This is a genomic window from Candidatus Binataceae bacterium (genome assembly GCA_035294265.1).
Taxonomy (GTDB): Bacteria; Desulfobacterota; Binatia; order Binatales; family Binataceae; genus DATGLK01.
Genome location: DATGLK010000017.1, coordinates 1 through 16,559, shown reverse-complemented (window position 1 = coordinate 16,559; position 16,559 = coordinate 1). Strand labels below are relative to the sequence as shown.

General features: G+C 60.9%; 15 protein-coding genes. 9 read left to right on the top strand and 6 right to left on the bottom strand.

Translation table 11 applies throughout. From position 1 onward, the window contains the following. The 6 genes from VKV28_03040 to polA all read right to left on the bottom strand — a co-directional run. Positions 1–695 (bottom strand): hypothetical protein (locus tag VKV28_03040; protein ID HLH75761.1); only part of this gene is annotated, 695 nt, incomplete at its 3' end. 10 nt (positions 696–705) lie between these two features. After that, positions 706–2,070 (bottom strand): sigma-54 dependent transcriptional regulator, encoded by a 1,365-nt coding sequence (locus VKV28_03035; protein HLH75760.1) that lies wholly within the window; start codon positions 2,068–2,070, stop codon positions 706–708. Positions 2,071–2,237: 167 nt separating this feature from the next. After that, positions 2,238–2,759, bottom strand: a complete 522-nt coding sequence (locus tag VKV28_03030; GenBank protein ID HLH75759.1) for a hypothetical protein — start codon at positions 2,757–2,759, stop codon at positions 2,238–2,240. Further along, the gene (locus VKV28_03025) at positions 2,737–3,300 is read right to left on the bottom strand and encodes a zf-HC2 domain-containing protein (GenBank protein ID HLH75758.1); all 564 of its coding nucleotides are present in this window, start codon (positions 3,298–3,300) and stop codon (positions 2,737–2,739) included. The genes VKV28_03030 and VKV28_03025 overlap by 23 nt, the downstream gene beginning before the upstream one ends. A 7-nt stretch (positions 3,301–3,307) precedes the next feature. Further along, positions 3,308–3,886, bottom strand: coding sequence for a sigma-70 family RNA polymerase sigma factor (locus tag VKV28_03020; GenBank protein ID HLH75757.1), 579 nt, complete (start codon positions 3,884–3,886; stop codon positions 3,308–3,310). Positions 3,887–3,917: 31 nt separating this feature from the next. Beyond that, positions 3,918–6,491 carry a DNA polymerase I gene (gene polA / locus VKV28_03015; protein HLH75756.1) on the bottom strand — a complete coding sequence of 858 codons (2,574 nt, stop codon included), beginning with the start codon at positions 6,489–6,491 and terminating at the stop codon, positions 3,918–3,920. A gap of 345 nt (positions 6,492–6,836) precedes the next feature. Between polA and VKV28_03010 the strand changes: the two genes are divergently transcribed. The 9 genes from VKV28_03010 to VKV28_02970 form a co-directional block, all read left to right on the top strand. Continuing rightward, positions 6,837–7,607 (top strand): ATP-binding cassette domain-containing protein, encoded by a 771-nt coding sequence (locus tag VKV28_03010; GenBank protein ID HLH75755.1) that lies wholly within the window; start codon positions 6,837–6,839, stop codon positions 7,605–7,607. After that, entirely contained in the window at positions 7,604–8,380 is a 777-nt protein-coding gene (locus VKV28_03005; protein HLH75754.1) for an ABC transporter permease, read from the top strand. Before VKV28_03010 ends, VKV28_03005 begins: the two co-directional genes overlap by 4 nt. Before the next feature lie 17 nt (positions 8,381–8,397). Then, complete coding sequence (locus tag VKV28_03000) at positions 8,398–9,969, top strand: GldG family protein (protein ID HLH75753.1); 1,572 nt, start codon at positions 8,398–8,400, stop codon at positions 9,967–9,969. Positions 9,970–9,994: 25 nt separating this feature from the next. After that, positions 9,995–11,443, top strand: coding sequence for a DUF4340 domain-containing protein (locus VKV28_02995; protein HLH75752.1), 1,449 nt, complete (start codon positions 9,995–9,997; stop codon positions 11,441–11,443). Positions 11,444–11,668: 225 nt separating this feature from the next. Then, positions 11,669–12,322, top strand: a complete 654-nt coding sequence (locus tag VKV28_02990) for an SAM-dependent methyltransferase (GenBank protein HLH75751.1) — start codon at positions 11,669–11,671, stop codon at positions 12,320–12,322. A gap of 35 nt (positions 12,323–12,357) precedes the next feature. Further along, the gene (gene budA, locus VKV28_02985; protein ID HLH75750.1) at positions 12,358–13,194 is read left to right on the top strand and encodes an acetolactate decarboxylase; all 837 of its coding nucleotides are present in this window, start codon (positions 12,358–12,360) and stop codon (positions 13,192–13,194) included. Between the two features lie 139 nt (positions 13,195–13,333). Beyond that, a complete protein-coding gene (locus VKV28_02980; GenBank protein HLH75749.1) occupies positions 13,334–13,705 on the top strand; it encodes a thiamine pyrophosphate-binding protein in 372 nt (123 codons plus the stop codon). A gap of 376 nt (positions 13,706–14,081) precedes the next feature. Further along, positions 14,082–14,543, top strand: a complete 462-nt coding sequence (locus VKV28_02975; GenBank protein HLH75748.1) for a cytochrome c maturation protein CcmE — start codon at positions 14,082–14,084, stop codon at positions 14,541–14,543. Positions 14,544–14,558: 15 nt separating this feature from the next. Beyond that, a partial coding sequence (locus VKV28_02970; GenBank protein ID HLH75747.1) for a heme lyase CcmF/NrfE family subunit occupies positions 14,559–16,559 on the top strand: 2,001 nt, incomplete at its 3' end.

Genomic DNA, 16,559 nt, shown 5'->3' with positions numbered 1-16,559 from the left:
CTGAGTTCGTCGCCGCCGCTGACCGCCAGACTGACATCGGCGTTGCCCGCGGCCAGTTGTTCCACGCCGCTGGTAATGGCTAGTACTGGGTGGAGCAGAAAATTGCCCGCCAGCAGGGCGGCGATTACGGTCAGCAACATTGCCAGCAGTGCGATGGCCGCCACCGTCCACAGCAGCGAGTGCACTTCGGTGGCGATCAGGGCAGTGGAGACGCCAACTTCGATTACCGCAAAGGGCACGCCGTTGATGTCCACTGGGCGGGCCATTTCGTAGGTCTGGCCGGACCACAGGGCGCGCAATAGACCAACGGGTATAGTGGAGCGGCTGAGGTCGTCAAGCTTGAAAATGGGGGGCGGCGGCGTGCTGGAGGGTGGGGTGTCGTCAGCGCTGGCTAGCAGTTGGCCGTCGACCCCCACCACCCGAATGAAGACCGCGTAATCCTCGAAGGCCAAGGCTGAGCGCATTTCGGCCCGCAACCCAGGGTCGGATTGAAGCGCGGTTTGCGGATCGTTGGGCGCCAAGGAGAGCGCCATCCGGACTTGCTCGAAGGTTTCTTTGCTGATCCGATCGCCCGAACCAATCAAGGCGCGCGCCATCAGCTTGAGGTTCCAATCGAGGTAGGCCAAGCTGAGCAGAGCGATTGCCAAAGTCAGCAAACAGACGAAGGTCCAAACCAGTTTTGCGCGCAAGCCCACGATGGCCGCCCTACTTGCCGCCTACCGGTTCCTTTTGCTCGTAGCGCTCCAAACGATTGTAGAGGGTCTTGAGACTTACGCCCAAAATCTCGGCGGCCTTGGTCTTGTTACCGCCAGCGTAATCGATGGTGCGGAAGATAAGCTCGCGCTCCAGTTCGTCCAAGCTGCTGCCCAGCCGGACCTGGAAGTTGCCATCGCTCTGGCGCGGGCGAAAATCGGGTGGTAGGTCGGCTATCCCGAGTAAGGGTTTTTGGCTCACGATGGCGGCGCGCTCGATGACGTTGCGCAACTGGCGTACGTTGCCGGGCCAGGGATGGTTGCGCAGCGCCTCGATGAATTGCTCGTCGGCCCCCTGGATCGGCTTGGCGCCGGAATTGCGAAACTGCTCGATGAAATATTCAACCAGGGCGGGAATATCCTCACGCCGCTCGCGCAAAGGCGGCAGCTCGACAGAGAAGACGTTAAGCCGATAGTAGAGATCCTCGCGCAAGCGCTCCTCGCGCAAGGCCCGCTCCAGCGGTCGGTTGGAGGCGGCCAGCACCCGTACATCGATCGGAATCTCGGCGCTGCCACCCAGCCGCCGCAGGCGGCGCTCTTCGAGCACTCGCAGCAACTTGGCCTGCAACTCCGGCTTCATCTCAGTGATCTCGTCCAGTAACAGGGTGCCACCCTCGGCTAGCTCGAAATACCCCTCGCGCCGCCTGTCGGCGCCGGTGAAGGCGCCACGCTCGTGGCCGAAGAGCTCGCTTTCCATCAGGGTGTCCGGTATCGCCGCGCAATTGACCGCGATGTAGGGTCCCTTGGCGCGCTTGGAGAGGGCGTGGATGGTGCGCGCGACCATTTCTTTGCCGGTCCCGCTCTCCCCGATCACAATTACCGAAGCCTCGGTAGGCGCCACCTGATCGATTAGGTGCAGAACCCGGCGCATGGAGGGGGCCGCGCCCACCATCGCACCCAACTCGCCCGCGCCCAGCAGGCGACGGCGCAGGCGGTCGTTTTCCTGGCGCACCGCCAGATGATCGAACAAATTGCCCAGCATCACACGCAGGTGGCCCGGATCGACGGGCTTGGTCAGATAGTCATAGGCCCCCAGTTTGATCGCCTGGACCGCATCCTGAATTTCGCCCTCGCCCGAGATCATCACCACCGCGCTCTCCTCGCCCGCCTCGCGCAGCTCGCGCAACAGCGTAATGCCGTCTTTACGCGGCATTTTCAGATCCGACAGGATCACGCTCGGATGGTGAGCGAGCGCGGCCTCCAGGGCCTGCTGACCGTCGGCGGCGGTATCCACCACGAATCCCCAGGAGAGCAGCAGCTCGCTCCAAGCCTCGCGCGTGGCGCTGTCGTCTTCGGCGACCAGGATGCGTTGTTCCATCGAATCGGTGTTCTCTACCAAGTAGCCATTAGTCCGATTGGTAAGTTAAGCGGCTGCGTTGCAAACGGCAAGCTACTCTCTTGAACAGCGCTGGAACCTATCCGGGCCGAGGAAGCGCGAGGGCGAAAATGCAGCCCAGAACGGATGGAGAAAAATGTTAACCCGCCTCAGTTGGCAGGTCTAGCCACCGGTTGAGTGGGAATGGAGGGCTCGTCCACGGCCAGCGGCTCGATCGAAATAATTAACGCCCCCTGCTCATAGCGCGGCCCGCCCACCAACAGCACCCCACCGCTGATAATTTTGAAATCGGTAGTCATCAGCGGCTGGTCGCCTTCAAACAGCGTCACCTCCAGGTGGATCATGTCACCGTCGCGATCGATCGGTTCGATTTGCAAAATGCGCCCCCCGGGCAGGTCGAATTCCACCAACTGACCGAACCGGGTCTGACGATCCTGGTGGCTGACCAAATGATAGGTGGTGAAGTGGAATAGCCGTTCCAGATGGCGTTGGAGAGCACGTAGGCTGGCATCGCAACCCTTGTTGGTGTCGGAGGCTAGGACCGAGTTGATCCTTACTTCGACCGCCCCCGCCGAGTGCTGCGCGGCCGCGCTCACCGCCAGGGTGACCAGCAGCACCATGCTCAAGCCGGCGGTTCGGGTTGCCCGTTCAGTTATCGCCCGAATCCTCATCCGGCAACCATATCACCGTGGTTTTGTTCTCCGGCTCACTCCAGACTGCCACCGAGGGCGCCTTGGTTTCCAGGCGTGAGATGTAAGCCTGGCTGTCCTGGTCGGTGGCGGCCACCGTCTGGGGCTGGCTAATAGCCGGCTGTGCGGCAGCGGCAAAATTGGAGCTCGTTGCGTGCATCGCATGACTGGCCCGGCCACCCATCAACAGGATGATCCAAGCGCCCACCGCCAGCGCGGCCGAGGCGAAACTTAAGCCCGCCATCCAGCCCGCGGACCACTCTGGCGGGCGCACGCGCCCAAGCCACGCGCGTCGCGGGGGGTGTGCGGGCAATCGCGCCATCACGGCGGCGGTAAAGTCGGGTAGCTCGGGCGGCGCCAGTAGCTGGCGCAGCTCGTGGCCGACCAGCCCCAAGTCCAGCAGCTCCTGGCTGCATGAGGGGCAGTCCACCACATGGGTTTTCACCAGCGTGGACTCGGCTTCGGCCAACTCTCCGTCGTGGTAGGCGGAGAGCAAGGGGTTTATGAAATCGCAGCGATCCAAGGCTTTCTCAGTTTACTCGCACGTCTTTCAGCAACTCGCGCAGCCGGTTGCGGGCATAATGCAAGCGGCTCATCACGGTGCCCTTGGGACAACCTAGGATGTCGCTAATCTCGTCGTAACTAAGACCGTCGACTTCGCGTAAAAGTATCACCGCGCGATGGTCCGGGGTCAACTCATCCAAAGCCTGATTCAATTTGGCTCCTAACTCCCCGCGCGCCGTAGTTGTGAATGCGTCGGGCTGCGGCGCAGGTACTCGTTCCAATTCCGCTTGCGCTTCTTCACCATGCATCACCAGGTGGCGTCCCTCGCGCCGGCGCCAATCGATCGCCAAGTTAGCGGCGATGCGATAAAGCCAAGTGGCAAAACTGGAGCGCGCCTCGAACCGTGACAAGTTCTGAAAAGCGCGTATGAAAGTCTCCTGCCCCAGTTCTATCGCGTCCTCCGGGTTGTGTACCAGAGCCCTTGCTACCGATATCACGCGGCGCTGGTAACGCTCCACCAATATCCCAAAGGCCTCACGCTGGCCCGCGGCGGCACGCTTGATGAGCTGCCGCTCCTCGTCATCGGGTTTGAGCGCGCTTCTCAAGGGAAGTAGACGAAGGAGCGGCCGGTTACATTCACGGGCTTAGCGGGCTGAGGTCGGCCCAATTGGGTCCGGCCTTGAGTTCTACCCGTAGTGGTACCGCCAACTCGGCCACCTGTTCCATCTCGGCCCGCGCCAGCGCCGCTGCCGTATTCAATTGTGCTTGAGGCACTTCGAACAGCAATTCGTCGTGAACTTGTAACACCATTTGAGCGCCCGGGGCCTGGGCCGCCAGCTTCCCTTGCAGCCGCACCATCGCCATCTTTATCAAATCGGCGGCGGTGCCCTGAATGGGGGTGTTGATGGCGATGCGCTCGGCCTGAGCCCGTGCGCCCCCTTGCGGCGAATTAAGCTCGGGCAAATAGCGGCGTCGCCCCAGCAGCGTGGCCACGTAACCGCGCGCCCGCGCCTGCGCTAAGCAATTTTCAAACCAGGCGCTGACCCCGGGCAGCCGCGCGAAATAAGCCTTGATGTAGCTAGCGGCCTGCTCCAACGCAATCGCCAGCTCACCGGCCAAACGCTGTGGTCCCATGCCATAGATAATCCCAAAATTGATAACCTTGGCGAGCCTGCGGGCTTCCGAATCGACTGCGTCCGGGCTGACTCCCAACAATTCCACTGCGGTTCGTTGATGGATGTCCTCGCCCCTGACAAAAGCCTCCACCAAGGTGGGATCGGCCGAGAGATGGGCTAGGATACGCAGCTCTATCTGGGAATAATCGGCCGAGAGCAAGAGCGCACCCGGGCGTGCCACGAAAGCCCGCCGAATGCGCCGTCCCTCGGCGCTGCGCGTGGGAATATTCTGGAGATTAGGGTCTGTGGAGCTCAGCCGCCCGGTGGCGGTGAGAGCTTGGTGAAACGAGGAGTGCAAGCGCCCGCCGCGGTCAACTGCCGCCGGTAGAGCATCCACATAAGTCGACTTCAGCTTGGCAATGGTTCGATATTCCAGCAGCTTGCGCGGTAGTTCATGGAGCGCGGCAAGTTTGGTCAGCACATCGACGTCGGTGGAATAGCCGCTTTTGGTCTTTTTAAGTCCCTTGGTGGGAAGCTTCAGGTCATTAAAGAGGACCTCACGCAATTGATTTGGCGAATTAAGATTGAAGGGATGGCCCGCAAGCCTGCTGCATTCGCTCTCCAGGCGATGGAGCTGCTCGCTGAATTCCATTCCTAGCGCGGTCAGCGCTTGAACGTCGATCCCGACCCCCACCTCTTCCATCTCCGCCAATACCGCGGCCAGAGGTAGCTCGACTTGGGCGAATACGTCGCCTAAACCGTCGGCGCGCAGGCGAGCCTCCAGCACCGGCCAGAGCGCGGCTACGATTTCCGTCGCCGATTTCGCCATAATGGCGCCTGGCGCCGCCAAGTGCTCGTGATAGAGATCTTCTAGGCTGGGTTCGGCTCGCCCCGGATTGATCAAAAAACCCGCCAGCATGGTATCGAACGCGACGCCTCCCAGGCCAAGACCGCGCTCGTGCAAGGCGCGCAGATGAGCCTTGTAATCATGACAGGCGCGCGGCGGACCCGAGGCTCCAAGTAACTCGCGCAGGTCACCCCAATTGGCCTGCTCGACTACCAGTACAGCGTCTTCATCGAGCGCCTTGACTTGGATCTGCTCGGATTGCAGGTGCAGAGCCAAGCCGCGGGCACCGGCCAGGCGGGTTGCCGCTACTTGGATTTCACCGGGGCCGAGCGTCAGTTGGTGAACTGGGGCCGCGGGCGCGCGGCCTTGTTCCAAACCCAGCTCAGCCAGCACTGAAGTGAATTCCAGCTCGCGTAGCAGGGCGATTGTGGCCGGCTCATCGATACCGGCGTAGGTGAAGCTCTCGGGGTGCAGATCGATGGGCACCGCGGTGTCGATCCGCACCAGCTTGCGGGAGAGCTCCAGCTCGCCGCGATGGTCGGCAATAAGCTGGGCAAGTTTTTTACTTCCGCGGATGGCGCTTTGGGCCACCGCCGCCGGATTGGCCAGGATCTGATCCAGGGAGCCGAATTGGTTGAGGAGGGCGGCGGCGGTCTTGTCGCCGACCCCGGGCAAGCCGCGGACGTTATCGATAGGGTCGCCAGTCAGCGCCATCAGATCGACCACCGAACTGGGCTCTACCCCGGTGCGCTCGACCACCTCGCGCGGTCCCACTCGCCGCTCGCGCATGGTATCCCACAGGCTCAGATGGGGGCGGACCAATTGCATGAAATCCTTGTCGCCGGTCAGAATCACGACCTCGAAGTGCTGACGCAGCGCGCGCAGGGCCAGGGTCCCGATCACGTCGTCGGCCTCGTACCCTTCGCGGATGATGCGTGTAATCCCAAACGCATCGACCAGACGATAGATATACGGAAACTGTACCTGGAGGTCGCTTGCTGGAGCGGCGCGATTGGCTTTGTAATTCTCGAACAGATCGTCGCGGAAGGTCCGCGCCGGAGCATCGAAAACGATCGCCAGGTAACGCGGACGGGTATCCTTGAGCAGCTTGAGCAGCATGCGCAAAAATCCGTATATCGCGTTGGTGGGCAAGCCGCGCGAGTTATTAAGCGGCGGTAGCGCATGAAAGGCGCGAAAGATGTAGCCGGAGCCATCGACCAGGTACAAGATGGGGCGGGCTTCGCTCATTGTGGCGAGGCTAACAAAACCGCCTGTGCCGAAGCCAGCCCGTGCGCTGCCCGCGCTCGCGCCGCTGGGGTCGTATTGACAGTGGGAGCCACGGTGATTAACTGATTGGGTTGTTTTGGTTCCCCATGAATAAAGGGGACGGCGCGGCGTCCATAGGTTTATTCAGGTATGTGATGCGGCGTTTGTAGAGGAATGGGAGCTGTATTGTTCTCCTCCGCTATCCCGCCGGAGCCAGAAGAGTGGGAATTTGGGGGTGGGGCGGAGCGAAGCTGATTCCTCCGTGCAAACCGTGACTCAACCGCGCGCGAACTAGGTCAGAGTGCAGCCACCGGAGCGCACAATTGGATGATTGAGGTCAAGCAGCTTACCAAGTTGTATGGCAACTTTGTTGCCATCAAAGATGTCTCCTTCAAGGCCGAGAAAGGGCAAATTCTGGGCTTCCTCGGACCCAATGGCGCGGGTAAGACCACGACCATGCGGATTATCACTGGCTTCATGCCGGCCAGTTCGGGGACGGTTCTGATCGATGGCCTAGACATTTTTTCACACTCGTTACAAGCACGTCGGCTGATCGGCTATTTGCCCGAAAATCCGCCGCTGTACCTCGAGATGAGAGTAGAGAGCTATTTGCGCTTCGTGGGCCGGCTCAAAGGTGTGGGTCGCGACGCCATTGACGGTGCCCTGGATCACGCGGTGCAGATGTGCGGCCTGACTGAGGTGCGCCATCGCATCTGCGGCCAACTCTCCAAAGGCTACCGCCAGCGGGTGGGCCTGGCCGGGGCCTTGATCCACAACCCGCCGGTGTTGGTGATGGACGAGCCAACTATCGGCCTGGATCCCCGCCAGATCCGCGAAATCCGTAGCGTGATTCGCGATCTGGCCGGCGACCATACCATCGTGCTGTCCACGCATATCCTGCCCGAAGTCTCTCAGATCTGTGAAAAAGTCGTGATTATCAACCACGGCCGGGTGGTCAAGGAGCAGGCGATCGCCGATCTGCCCGGACCGCTGGAGGATGAATTCCTCAAGGCTATTGCCGGCGACCGTGAACATGAGGACGCCGATGCCGAAGAGGAATTGGAAGAGGTCGAGGCCGGACGGAGCGCGACACCATGAAGAATGCTCTATTGATCGCCAATCGCGAGTTGCAGGCCTATTTCGTGCAACCCGTGGCCTACGTGGTGATGACGGTTTTTCTGCTGTTGGGCGGGTGGTTCTTTTTCGCCCTGCTGCGGCGCTTTGACGTGATCCAGGAAATGTACCTGGCGATGCAAAACCCCCGCGCGCTGGCTCAACTCAACCTAAATCAGTTGGTAATCCAGCCGCTGCTGCACAACCTGGCGATTGTGCTGGTGTTACTGGTGCCGGCGCTCACCATGCGCAGCTTCGCTGAGGAAAAGCGTATCGGTACCTACGAACTGCTGCTTACCTCGCCAGTGCGAACCGGAGAGGTAGTGGCCGGCAAATTCATCGCGGCGATGGTTATGATCCTGGTGATGGTGCTGCTGACGGCGATTTTCCCCCTCATCCTGGTCCTGTTCGGCAACCCCGAGATCGGGATCATCGCCTCGGGCTACCTGGGCTTGGCGTTTTTGGGGGTGGCCTTTGCCTCGGTGGGCCTGTTCACCAGCTCGCTAACGCAGAATCAGATTATTGCGGCGATTAGCTGCCTGGGGGCGTTGCTACTGTTGTTCGTCATCTCCTGGCCGGCGGAAATTGGCGGCAGCACCACGGTCAGCGCGTTGCTCGGCTACTTGGCCCTGCCCGGCCACTTCACCAACATGGTCAATGGCCTGATCGACACCAAGGATATTATCTACTTTCTCAGTCTAATGGCGGTGGCGCTATTCTTGACCCAGCGCGCGGTCGAGTCGGCGCGCTGGCGCTGAGGGGCGGGGTCTTTGTTATGCAAAGAAGTGCGGCTTTAGCCGGCATCATCGGTCTGGTTCTGCTGGCCTTCGGGGTGCTGGATTATTTCATTGCCTCCGGCTTCCATCTCTTCGTCATGTTAAACGTGGTTGCGGGGGCCTTCGCCTTGGTGCTGTGGGCTACCAACGTCAGTCGCGAGAGTCTGGGCAGCGCGATCGGCAGCCGGACCACCAAGTATGGCGCAAACGCTTCCATCTATTCCGTCATCTTCATCGCCTTGCTGATTGGGGTCAACTATCTGGCTAGTCAGTACAACCGGCGCTTTGACACTACCCAGGAGAAAATCTACAGCCTCTCGCCTCAATCCATTCAGATCGTCCAGTCGCTCAAGCGTCCGATTAAGTTCTATGGCTTCTTCCAGGGGGGCACCAATCCTCAGGCCCAGCAGGAGTACGAAGCCTATCAGTACGTCTCACCGCAGGTGTCCTACCAGCTCATCGATCCGGACCGCCATCCTGAGTTGGCCGAGCGCTACCACGTAAGCCTGATGAATACCACCCGCGTTCAGTATGGCGACGACAATCCGGCTCACGGCACTAATGTGACCGAGCTAAGTGAGGAGAACCTGACCAACGCTATCCTCAAGCTGACGCGGGGCGGTACCAAAATTGCTTACTTTCTGGACGGCGAAGGGGAAGCGGACCCCGATGACAGCAAGAGCCAGGAAGGGATGTCCGATTTCAGGCAGGCTTTGGAGGGCGAGGGCTACCAGGTCAAGAAGGTCTTCCTAGCCACCCGCGCCGAGGTACCCAAGGATTGTTCCATCCTGATTGTGGCTGGCCCCACCCGTGTGATGTCCCAGCACGTTATTGACGCCTTTGACGGCTATCTCAAGCGCGGCGGCAGCGCCTTGGTGATGTTGCGTCCGGTCGGACCCGATCTGACCGACCCCGAGGCGGGCCTGGTCGCGCTGTTGGGCAAGGAATGGGAGATCAAGGTCGGCAACGATATTGTGGTTGACCAAGTGCTGCGGTTGTTCGCCGGACCGGCGCTGGGGCTCAATCCAATGGTCGATGATTATCCCGACTCGCCTATCACTCACAATTTTACTAAGCGTGTGGTGTTTCCAGAAACCCGCTCGGTCATGCCGATGCCGGGTAAGGCCGGCTTGACGGTGCTTCCGGTGGCGCGTACCAGCACGACCTCGTGGGCCGAGACTGATCTGTCGGATCTGTATAAAAAACAGATCGCGAAATTGGATGCTCACGATACCAAGGGTCCGATTACCGTGGCGAGCTCGGTGGAGGCCTTTCTGGAGGCCTTGGGTTACGCCAAGAGCGGGGAGTCGCGCATGGTAGTGTTGGGCAGTACCGATCTGGCCAACAATCAGTACTTCGACCAATTCTATAATCGCGACTTTGTCATGAACTCCGCCGACTGGTTGGCGGGCGAAAGTAAGTCGATCTCAATTCGGCCGCGCACTCTGCACTCCTCCAGCTTCCGCCTGACCGTGGCCCAGTTCAGCGTGGTGTTTGCGCTTTCCGTGCTGTTGCTGCCCGAATTGCTCCTCATCGCTGGCATTGCGGTGTGGTGGGAGCGGCGCAACTGACCGGTGCTGGCAGTTAATTACAGTCATGCCGATTCGTAACACGATCATTGCCTTCGTGGCCCTGCTGGTGGTGGGCGGGGTCATTTACTTCACCCATTCGCGTACCACGGTGGCGCCCACTCATTATTTGTTCAATGTCAAGCCCGACGCGCTCACGCGGTTGACCCTTAAGTATCCCAACGCCGAAATCGATCTGGTGCGCGAGGCCGGCAAATGGCAACTGGTCAAGCCAGTGTCGGCGCCAGCCGACAATGACGCCGTGCAAACCCTGGCCCAGGAGATCGCCCAATGCCAAATCGAGCGGACCGTCGATGAACACCCGGCCAGCCTAGCGCCTTTTGGCTTGGCCCAACCTCAGGCCACGATCATCGCGGCGACCAAAGCTGGCGCGCTGCCGGCGATCGAAGTGGGCAAGACCACGCCGGTGGGTTACAACGTCTATATCAAGACCAGCGCCCGGCCGGCGGTGATGATTACGGCCGCCGCCTTCGGCCCCGGCACCAAGCGCACGGCCAACGACCTGCGCGACCATACCTTGCTCAGCTTCAGCTCAGACGACGTCAAGCGGTTTGTGATTCAGCGTCCCAATTCTCCCGCGATCGAAGTGGATAAGCAGGCTGGACAGTGGGCGATCGTTAAGCCCGCGCGCTTTTCGGCCGATCAGCGGGCGGTGCGCGATTTTCTCAATTCGCTTTCCAACTCGCGCATCAACGAGTTCGTCAACGACCATCCTACGGACCTGGCCAAATACGGGTTGGTCCAACCTAAGATCACAGTGACCATCTACCGCGATTCGGGCAAACCATTGGTGCTCGACGTGGGCGGTCAAATCATGAGCGTGGGCAAGGAAGGCTTCTACGTTCAGCGTGACGGCGCGCCCGCGGTTTACTCGATCAACAGTTGGATGTTTGCCGACCTCGACAAGGATTTGAACGATCTGCGCGACAAAACGGTGCTCGCCTTCGAGCCCTCCGATGTCGAGCGCATCCAGGTGACTCAGAACGGCAATACCTTCAACGTAGTGCGCAAGCCAGCGGGCAAATGGTACGTCGAGAGCAACGGCGGCAGCATCAAGGCGCTGGCCGATCCGGTCAAGGTCGAGCAGTTCATGGATCATCTGCGCACGATCAAGGGCGACCAGATTGCACAGGACTCGCCCACCGACTTGAGCAAGTTCGGGCTCGCCGCGCCAGGTCAGCAAATTACGCTTTATGGTCAGGGCAACAAGTCCCTGGGTTGGGTCAAATTCGCCAAGCTCGAACGGCATGAGGACAACAAGGTTATCAACCCTACCCAACGCATTGACTATTATGCGATGTCGAGCCAGGAGCCCACAGTCTATGGACTTTACGAGGCCTCCTATCGCGACCTCGATAATGGCATCTCCGGCCTGCAGGCGATAAGCGCGCTGCCCGCGCCTGTGCCGGCCAAGCCGGCCAAGCAGGCGGCCAGCGGCGCGCCCAAGCATTCCTGAGCGCCACGACGGGTCGGCCAGGGCTGCCGTTGGGTGCGCTTGGTGGCGGCGCGCACGCCGCGCTGGCTGCTGCGTGCGCCGCCGCGGCGTTACTCGCTACACCCTTGCAGGGTTGGATGATACCGCATGGCGAATCTGCGGTGCCTTGAGCGGGATGATGATCGCGGCGTAGACAACCGGCGGGGGCTTAAGCCAACAATAGCAGCCGCCGATTTGCCCTAGCGGATGAAGCACGAACCACCGCGATACCAAGCCAACTACCAGGCCTTGGAGCAGCTCCTAAGCGCCCGCGAGGATCCCTGGCGGTTCGCCACCGATTCCTTCGAACGCAAAAGATTAGAACGGACCGTGGCGGCCTGCCTCAAGGTGCCGCATCGTTCGATTCTGGAGGTCGGCTGCGCGGAAGGGCATATGACCGCGCCGCTTACAACCATCGCCCAGCGCGTTGCGGCAATCGACGCCGCCCCCGCCGCGGTGGCTCGAGCGGCGGCACGTGCGCCGGCCGCTGAGGTTATCACCTCCAGCCTGGAGTCGTTGGCCCTAGCCGAGCATTTCGACCTCGCCGTGTGTACCGAGACGCTCTACTACTGCCAAGATGTAGCGGGCGCGCTCGCGCTGCTCTGTGAGCGTGCCGATTTCGTGCTGCTTTCCTATACCGTCCAGGAGCGAAGGACCTTGGATGGCTACTTCAACAATGCTCGGGCGCTTCATGACGAAGTAGTCCGTGGTATCAATGTGTGGAAGGAACCACCTAACGAATTTTCTCGCGGATTGCTGGCGCGTGCGTGGGGGTTGGTCAACTATAAGCCGCAGGTCAGGGGTTGCCGCATATTGCTTTTTTGGTCTGGCGGTCTGCCCTGGGCGGCCGGCTCTGCGTAGTCTTTCCCCGACAACAGCAAAATTCGAAACAAATTATGGCGCACTTGAGTTGCAGATTACCCGATAGCCTGTGGCATGCGCTCAATGAACGGGCCTGTCGTGACGGTGAGCCGGTTTCCCATTTGGTGGCGCACGCGGTGGCCCAATTCCTGGAGGTCAATCATGCCACCATCTTCCAGGTTTCGACCTCCAGCGCGCTGGTCGAGGGGGTCTATCAGGGCGCGGTGCGCGTAGGCAAGTTGCGCGAGCATGGCAACCTAGGCCTGGGCACGTTCGACCATCTGGACGGTGAGATGGTGGTGGTTGACGGGGAGTTCTACCAGGTGCGCGCCGACGGCACGGTGAGCCGCGCCGCCGACGACATGCTTAGTCCGTTTGCCGTGGTGACCGATTTCGCCCCCGACCATGAGGCCGCGCTGGCCCGCTGCGCCAGCCTGACCGAATTGACGGCGGCTTTCGATAGTTTGCGCGATTCGCCCAACTTCTTTTTTGCCTTGCGCGCCGACGGCCGCTTCGAGCGCGTGCACACGCGCGCGATGTGTCGCAGCGAAGAGGGCGTGCCGCTGGCCGAAGCGGCGGCCCATCAGCCGGAATTCGAATTCGGTCCGGTGGAAGGAACGCTGGTCGGTTTTTGGGCCCCGCAATACACCAAAACGCTCAACGTTCCCGGCTATCATCTGCATTTTGTTGATCGCGAGCGCGGCCGCGGCGGCCATCTGTTGGAATGCTCGAGCGGCGCCTTGGAGCTGAAGTGCCAACGGGTGACGGGCCTGACCGTCGCGCTGCCCGAGACCGCAGACTTCATCAAGGCGGATTTCAGCCGCGACCCCAGCGCGGCCCTGGCCTACGCCGAACAGGAGCATCGCAAATGAACCTTGCGGTACCATCCCAGCCCGGAGCCCGTTTGCTGGTGGCAATTTGGCAGCTCAGGGGGTCGAATATGTGTTCGGCATCCTGGGGGCCAAAGTCGACCGAGTCTTCGATGAGTTATACGACGCCACGACCAAGTAGATGGTTTGCCGCCACGAACAGAATGCCGCCTTTAGTGCGGGCGGGATTGGCAGGCTCACGGGGCGTGTCGTGGTCGCACTCGTCACCTCGGGGCCCGGTTGCAGCAACCTGGTAACCGGGTTGGTCAACGTCGAAGGCCAGCCGATGGTCGCGCTGGGTGGTGCGGTGCCGGGTTCCGCGCGCCTCAAGCAAACCCATCAAACGCTGGACACCGTTGCGCTGATGCGGCCGGTGACCAAGTTCGCGGCCGAATCGAGTCGCCCCGGCGCAGCTTTTCTCTCCCTGCCCGTTGACGTTGAACGAGGCGAGCAGTGCCGCCCTGCTTGCTCCCGGCCTTGGTTCCCGCACTGGGCCCGGGACACGCGGCGCTGATCGCCCAGGCCGCGCGTTCTTAGCGCCGAAGGCGGCGCCATAGCCAACCAAATCGATCGGGCTGAAGGCGACCTCGCCATCGCTTCCTTATTTGTGGACTTGTCGAATGCACCGCACCATGCGCTAGGCCGGGGATTTGGCCGGACCGGTGAGCATCGGCGTGCCGGTGAATTACCGCGACAACCATCGCCAAGGAAAGCCCCCATTGCGGCATCTTCCACTAACCGGGTGAAAGCCTTCAGGCCTTGCGCCAAGCGGGCGCACGTTGGCTTAAGCTGAGCCTGACCGATACGGGTTTAAGCCCTGGCAGCAATCGGGCGAGCGGATGGAAAATCGCCTTGCGAGCATAAGACACCTGCGATAGACATATAGCACGATGCGCGTCAAACCACGCTTCCTGCTCGGGGGCGGCCTGATTGTAGCCGCGATCGGTTATTTGATCGTGGTGGGCATTCGCAGCACTTCCGAATATTATTTGACCGTGCCAGAGGCCCAGGCCCGCCAAGCCCAGCTCATGGGACAGGCGGTACGGGTCGCGGGGCGGGTGCAAGCCGGCACCATTAGTTGGGATCCCGTGAGCTTGACCCTGCGCTTCGCGATGGGCCCGATTCCCGCCAACGACGACGGTACGGCCAGCGCTGCGGGCGCGATAAAGGCGGTTAGCGTCCACGCCCCGCTGCTCTTTGCCGTGGTCTGTCGCGGCGAGCCCAAGCCTGACATGTTTGCGCCAGGGCGTGACGTTATCGTCGAGGGGCATTTGACCGGCCCTGGCGCGATCGATGCGGAACAAGTGCTGACCAGTTGCCCTTCCAAATACACTCCCAAGAAGCCGAGCTGAGGCGGGCCCAAGGCGATGGCATTTTTAGGTAAACTGGCGCTGGGTCTCGCGCTGCTCCTAGCGCTGTATTCAATCTGGGCAAATTGGCTGGGAATGCGCCGCAATCGCGCCGAGTTGCTGGCCAGCGCAAGACACGCGCTGTGGGCGATGGCCGCGATGGTAGCGCTGGCGGCGGGAACGCTGTGGGCTGCGCTGCTACAAAGCGACTTCAGCTTGGAGTACGTGGCTAGCTATACCAGCACGACCCTGCCCACGGTTTACAAAGTGACGGCGTTGTGGGGCGGCCAGCAGGGCTCACTGCTGTTCTGGACCCTGTTGCTATCGCTGTTTACCGCGCTGGTGGCCTTCCAAAATCGCGCGCGCAACAGCGAGATCGCGCCCTGGGTGCTGATCGTGATGGCGGGCGTGGCGGTGTTTTTCCTAGGGATGCTCAATTTTATCACCCGCCCCTTCGATCCGCTGATTCCGGCCGCCGCGCAAGGACGCGATCTCAATCCGCTGCTGCAAAACTACTGGATGGCGATCCATCCGCCTTCGCTCTACACCGGTTATGTCAGCGCCACGGTCCCCTTCGCTTTTGCCTGCGCCGCGCTGATCACCCGCCGCTTGGATGACAATTGGATCCGCAGTACCCGGCGTTGGGCGATTTTCTCCTGGTTCTTCCTCACTTTGGGCAACATGTTCGGAGCGCGGTGGGCTTACGAAGTCTTGGGCTGGGGCGGCTATTGGGCCTGGGATCCGGTAGAGAACGCAGCCTTCATGCCTTGGCTTGTGATGACCGCCTACCTGCACTCGGTGATGGTGCAGGAGCGCAAGGACATGCTCAAGGTGTGGAACCTGGTGCTGATCGGAATGGCCTTTGCGCTGACCCTCTTCGGCACCTTCATTACCCGCAGTGGGGTCATCTCATCGGTCCATTCCTTTACCCAGTCCGGGTTGGGCCCCTATTTTCTGGGTTTCCTGTTAGTTGTTGTAGTCAGTTACACCGCGTTACTGGTGAGCCGCCTGCCCGCCCTGCGCAGCCCCGCGGAAATCGAGTCCTTCCTGTCGCGAGAGGCGGCTTTCCTGTTCAACAATTTGGTCTTGGTCGGAATCGCCTTTGCGGTCTTCTGGGGCACCATTTTCCCGGTTCTGTCCGAGGCGGTGCGTGGGGTCAAGATCACCGTCGGACCGCCTTTCTTCAACAAGGTCAACGGGCCGTTGGCGCTAGCCCTGATTTTTCTCATGGGGGTAGGGCCGCTAATCGCTTGGCGACGCGCCAGCCGTAAGAACCTGGTGCAGAGCTTCACTGCGCCAATGGTCTTCGGGCTTGGCATAGGTTTGCTAAGCTTGGCGTTGGGAATTCACATCTGGTATGTGCTGGTGGCCTTTTCGCTGGCCGCTTTTGCTTTGGCCACCGTGGTAATGGAATTCCAGCGTGGAGTCGGTGCCCGCGGCCGAATGGTCCACGAACCGCCGCCGCGCGCCTTGGCCAATCTGATTGCCAAAAACAATCGCCGTTACGGTGGCTATATCGTTCACGTTGGCGTGGCTTTGGCCTTCGTGGGGATCGTCGGTTCGTCGTTCTTTAAGACCGAAGTCAAGCGCAGTGTCAATCAGGGCCAGAGTTTCGCGGTTGGTCCCTATCAGCTGACCTACCAGGGGCTGTCATCCTTTGAAAACGCTCACATGGAACGGCTTACCGCCAATTTGGCGCTAAGCCGTAACGGGCGAGCGTTGGCAACCCTGACTCCAGCCAAGTTGTTCTACAAGCGCGAGCAGCAACCGGCTACGCAGGTGGCGATTCGCCCCACCCTGGCCGCCGACCTGTATGTGGTGCTGGCCGGAGTGGATGACAAAAGCTCGATGGCGACCTTTGAGGTCTTTCTTACGCCGCTGGTGAGTTGGCTGTGGCTGGGCGGTCTGATGATGGCCTTGGGTACGGTGGTTGCGATGTGGCCCAACTTGCGCGAGCGTGAGGCGATTGCCGCGGCGCTCAGCCATGCCCACGGCGTGCAGTCCGCCGCGGAGCTGGTT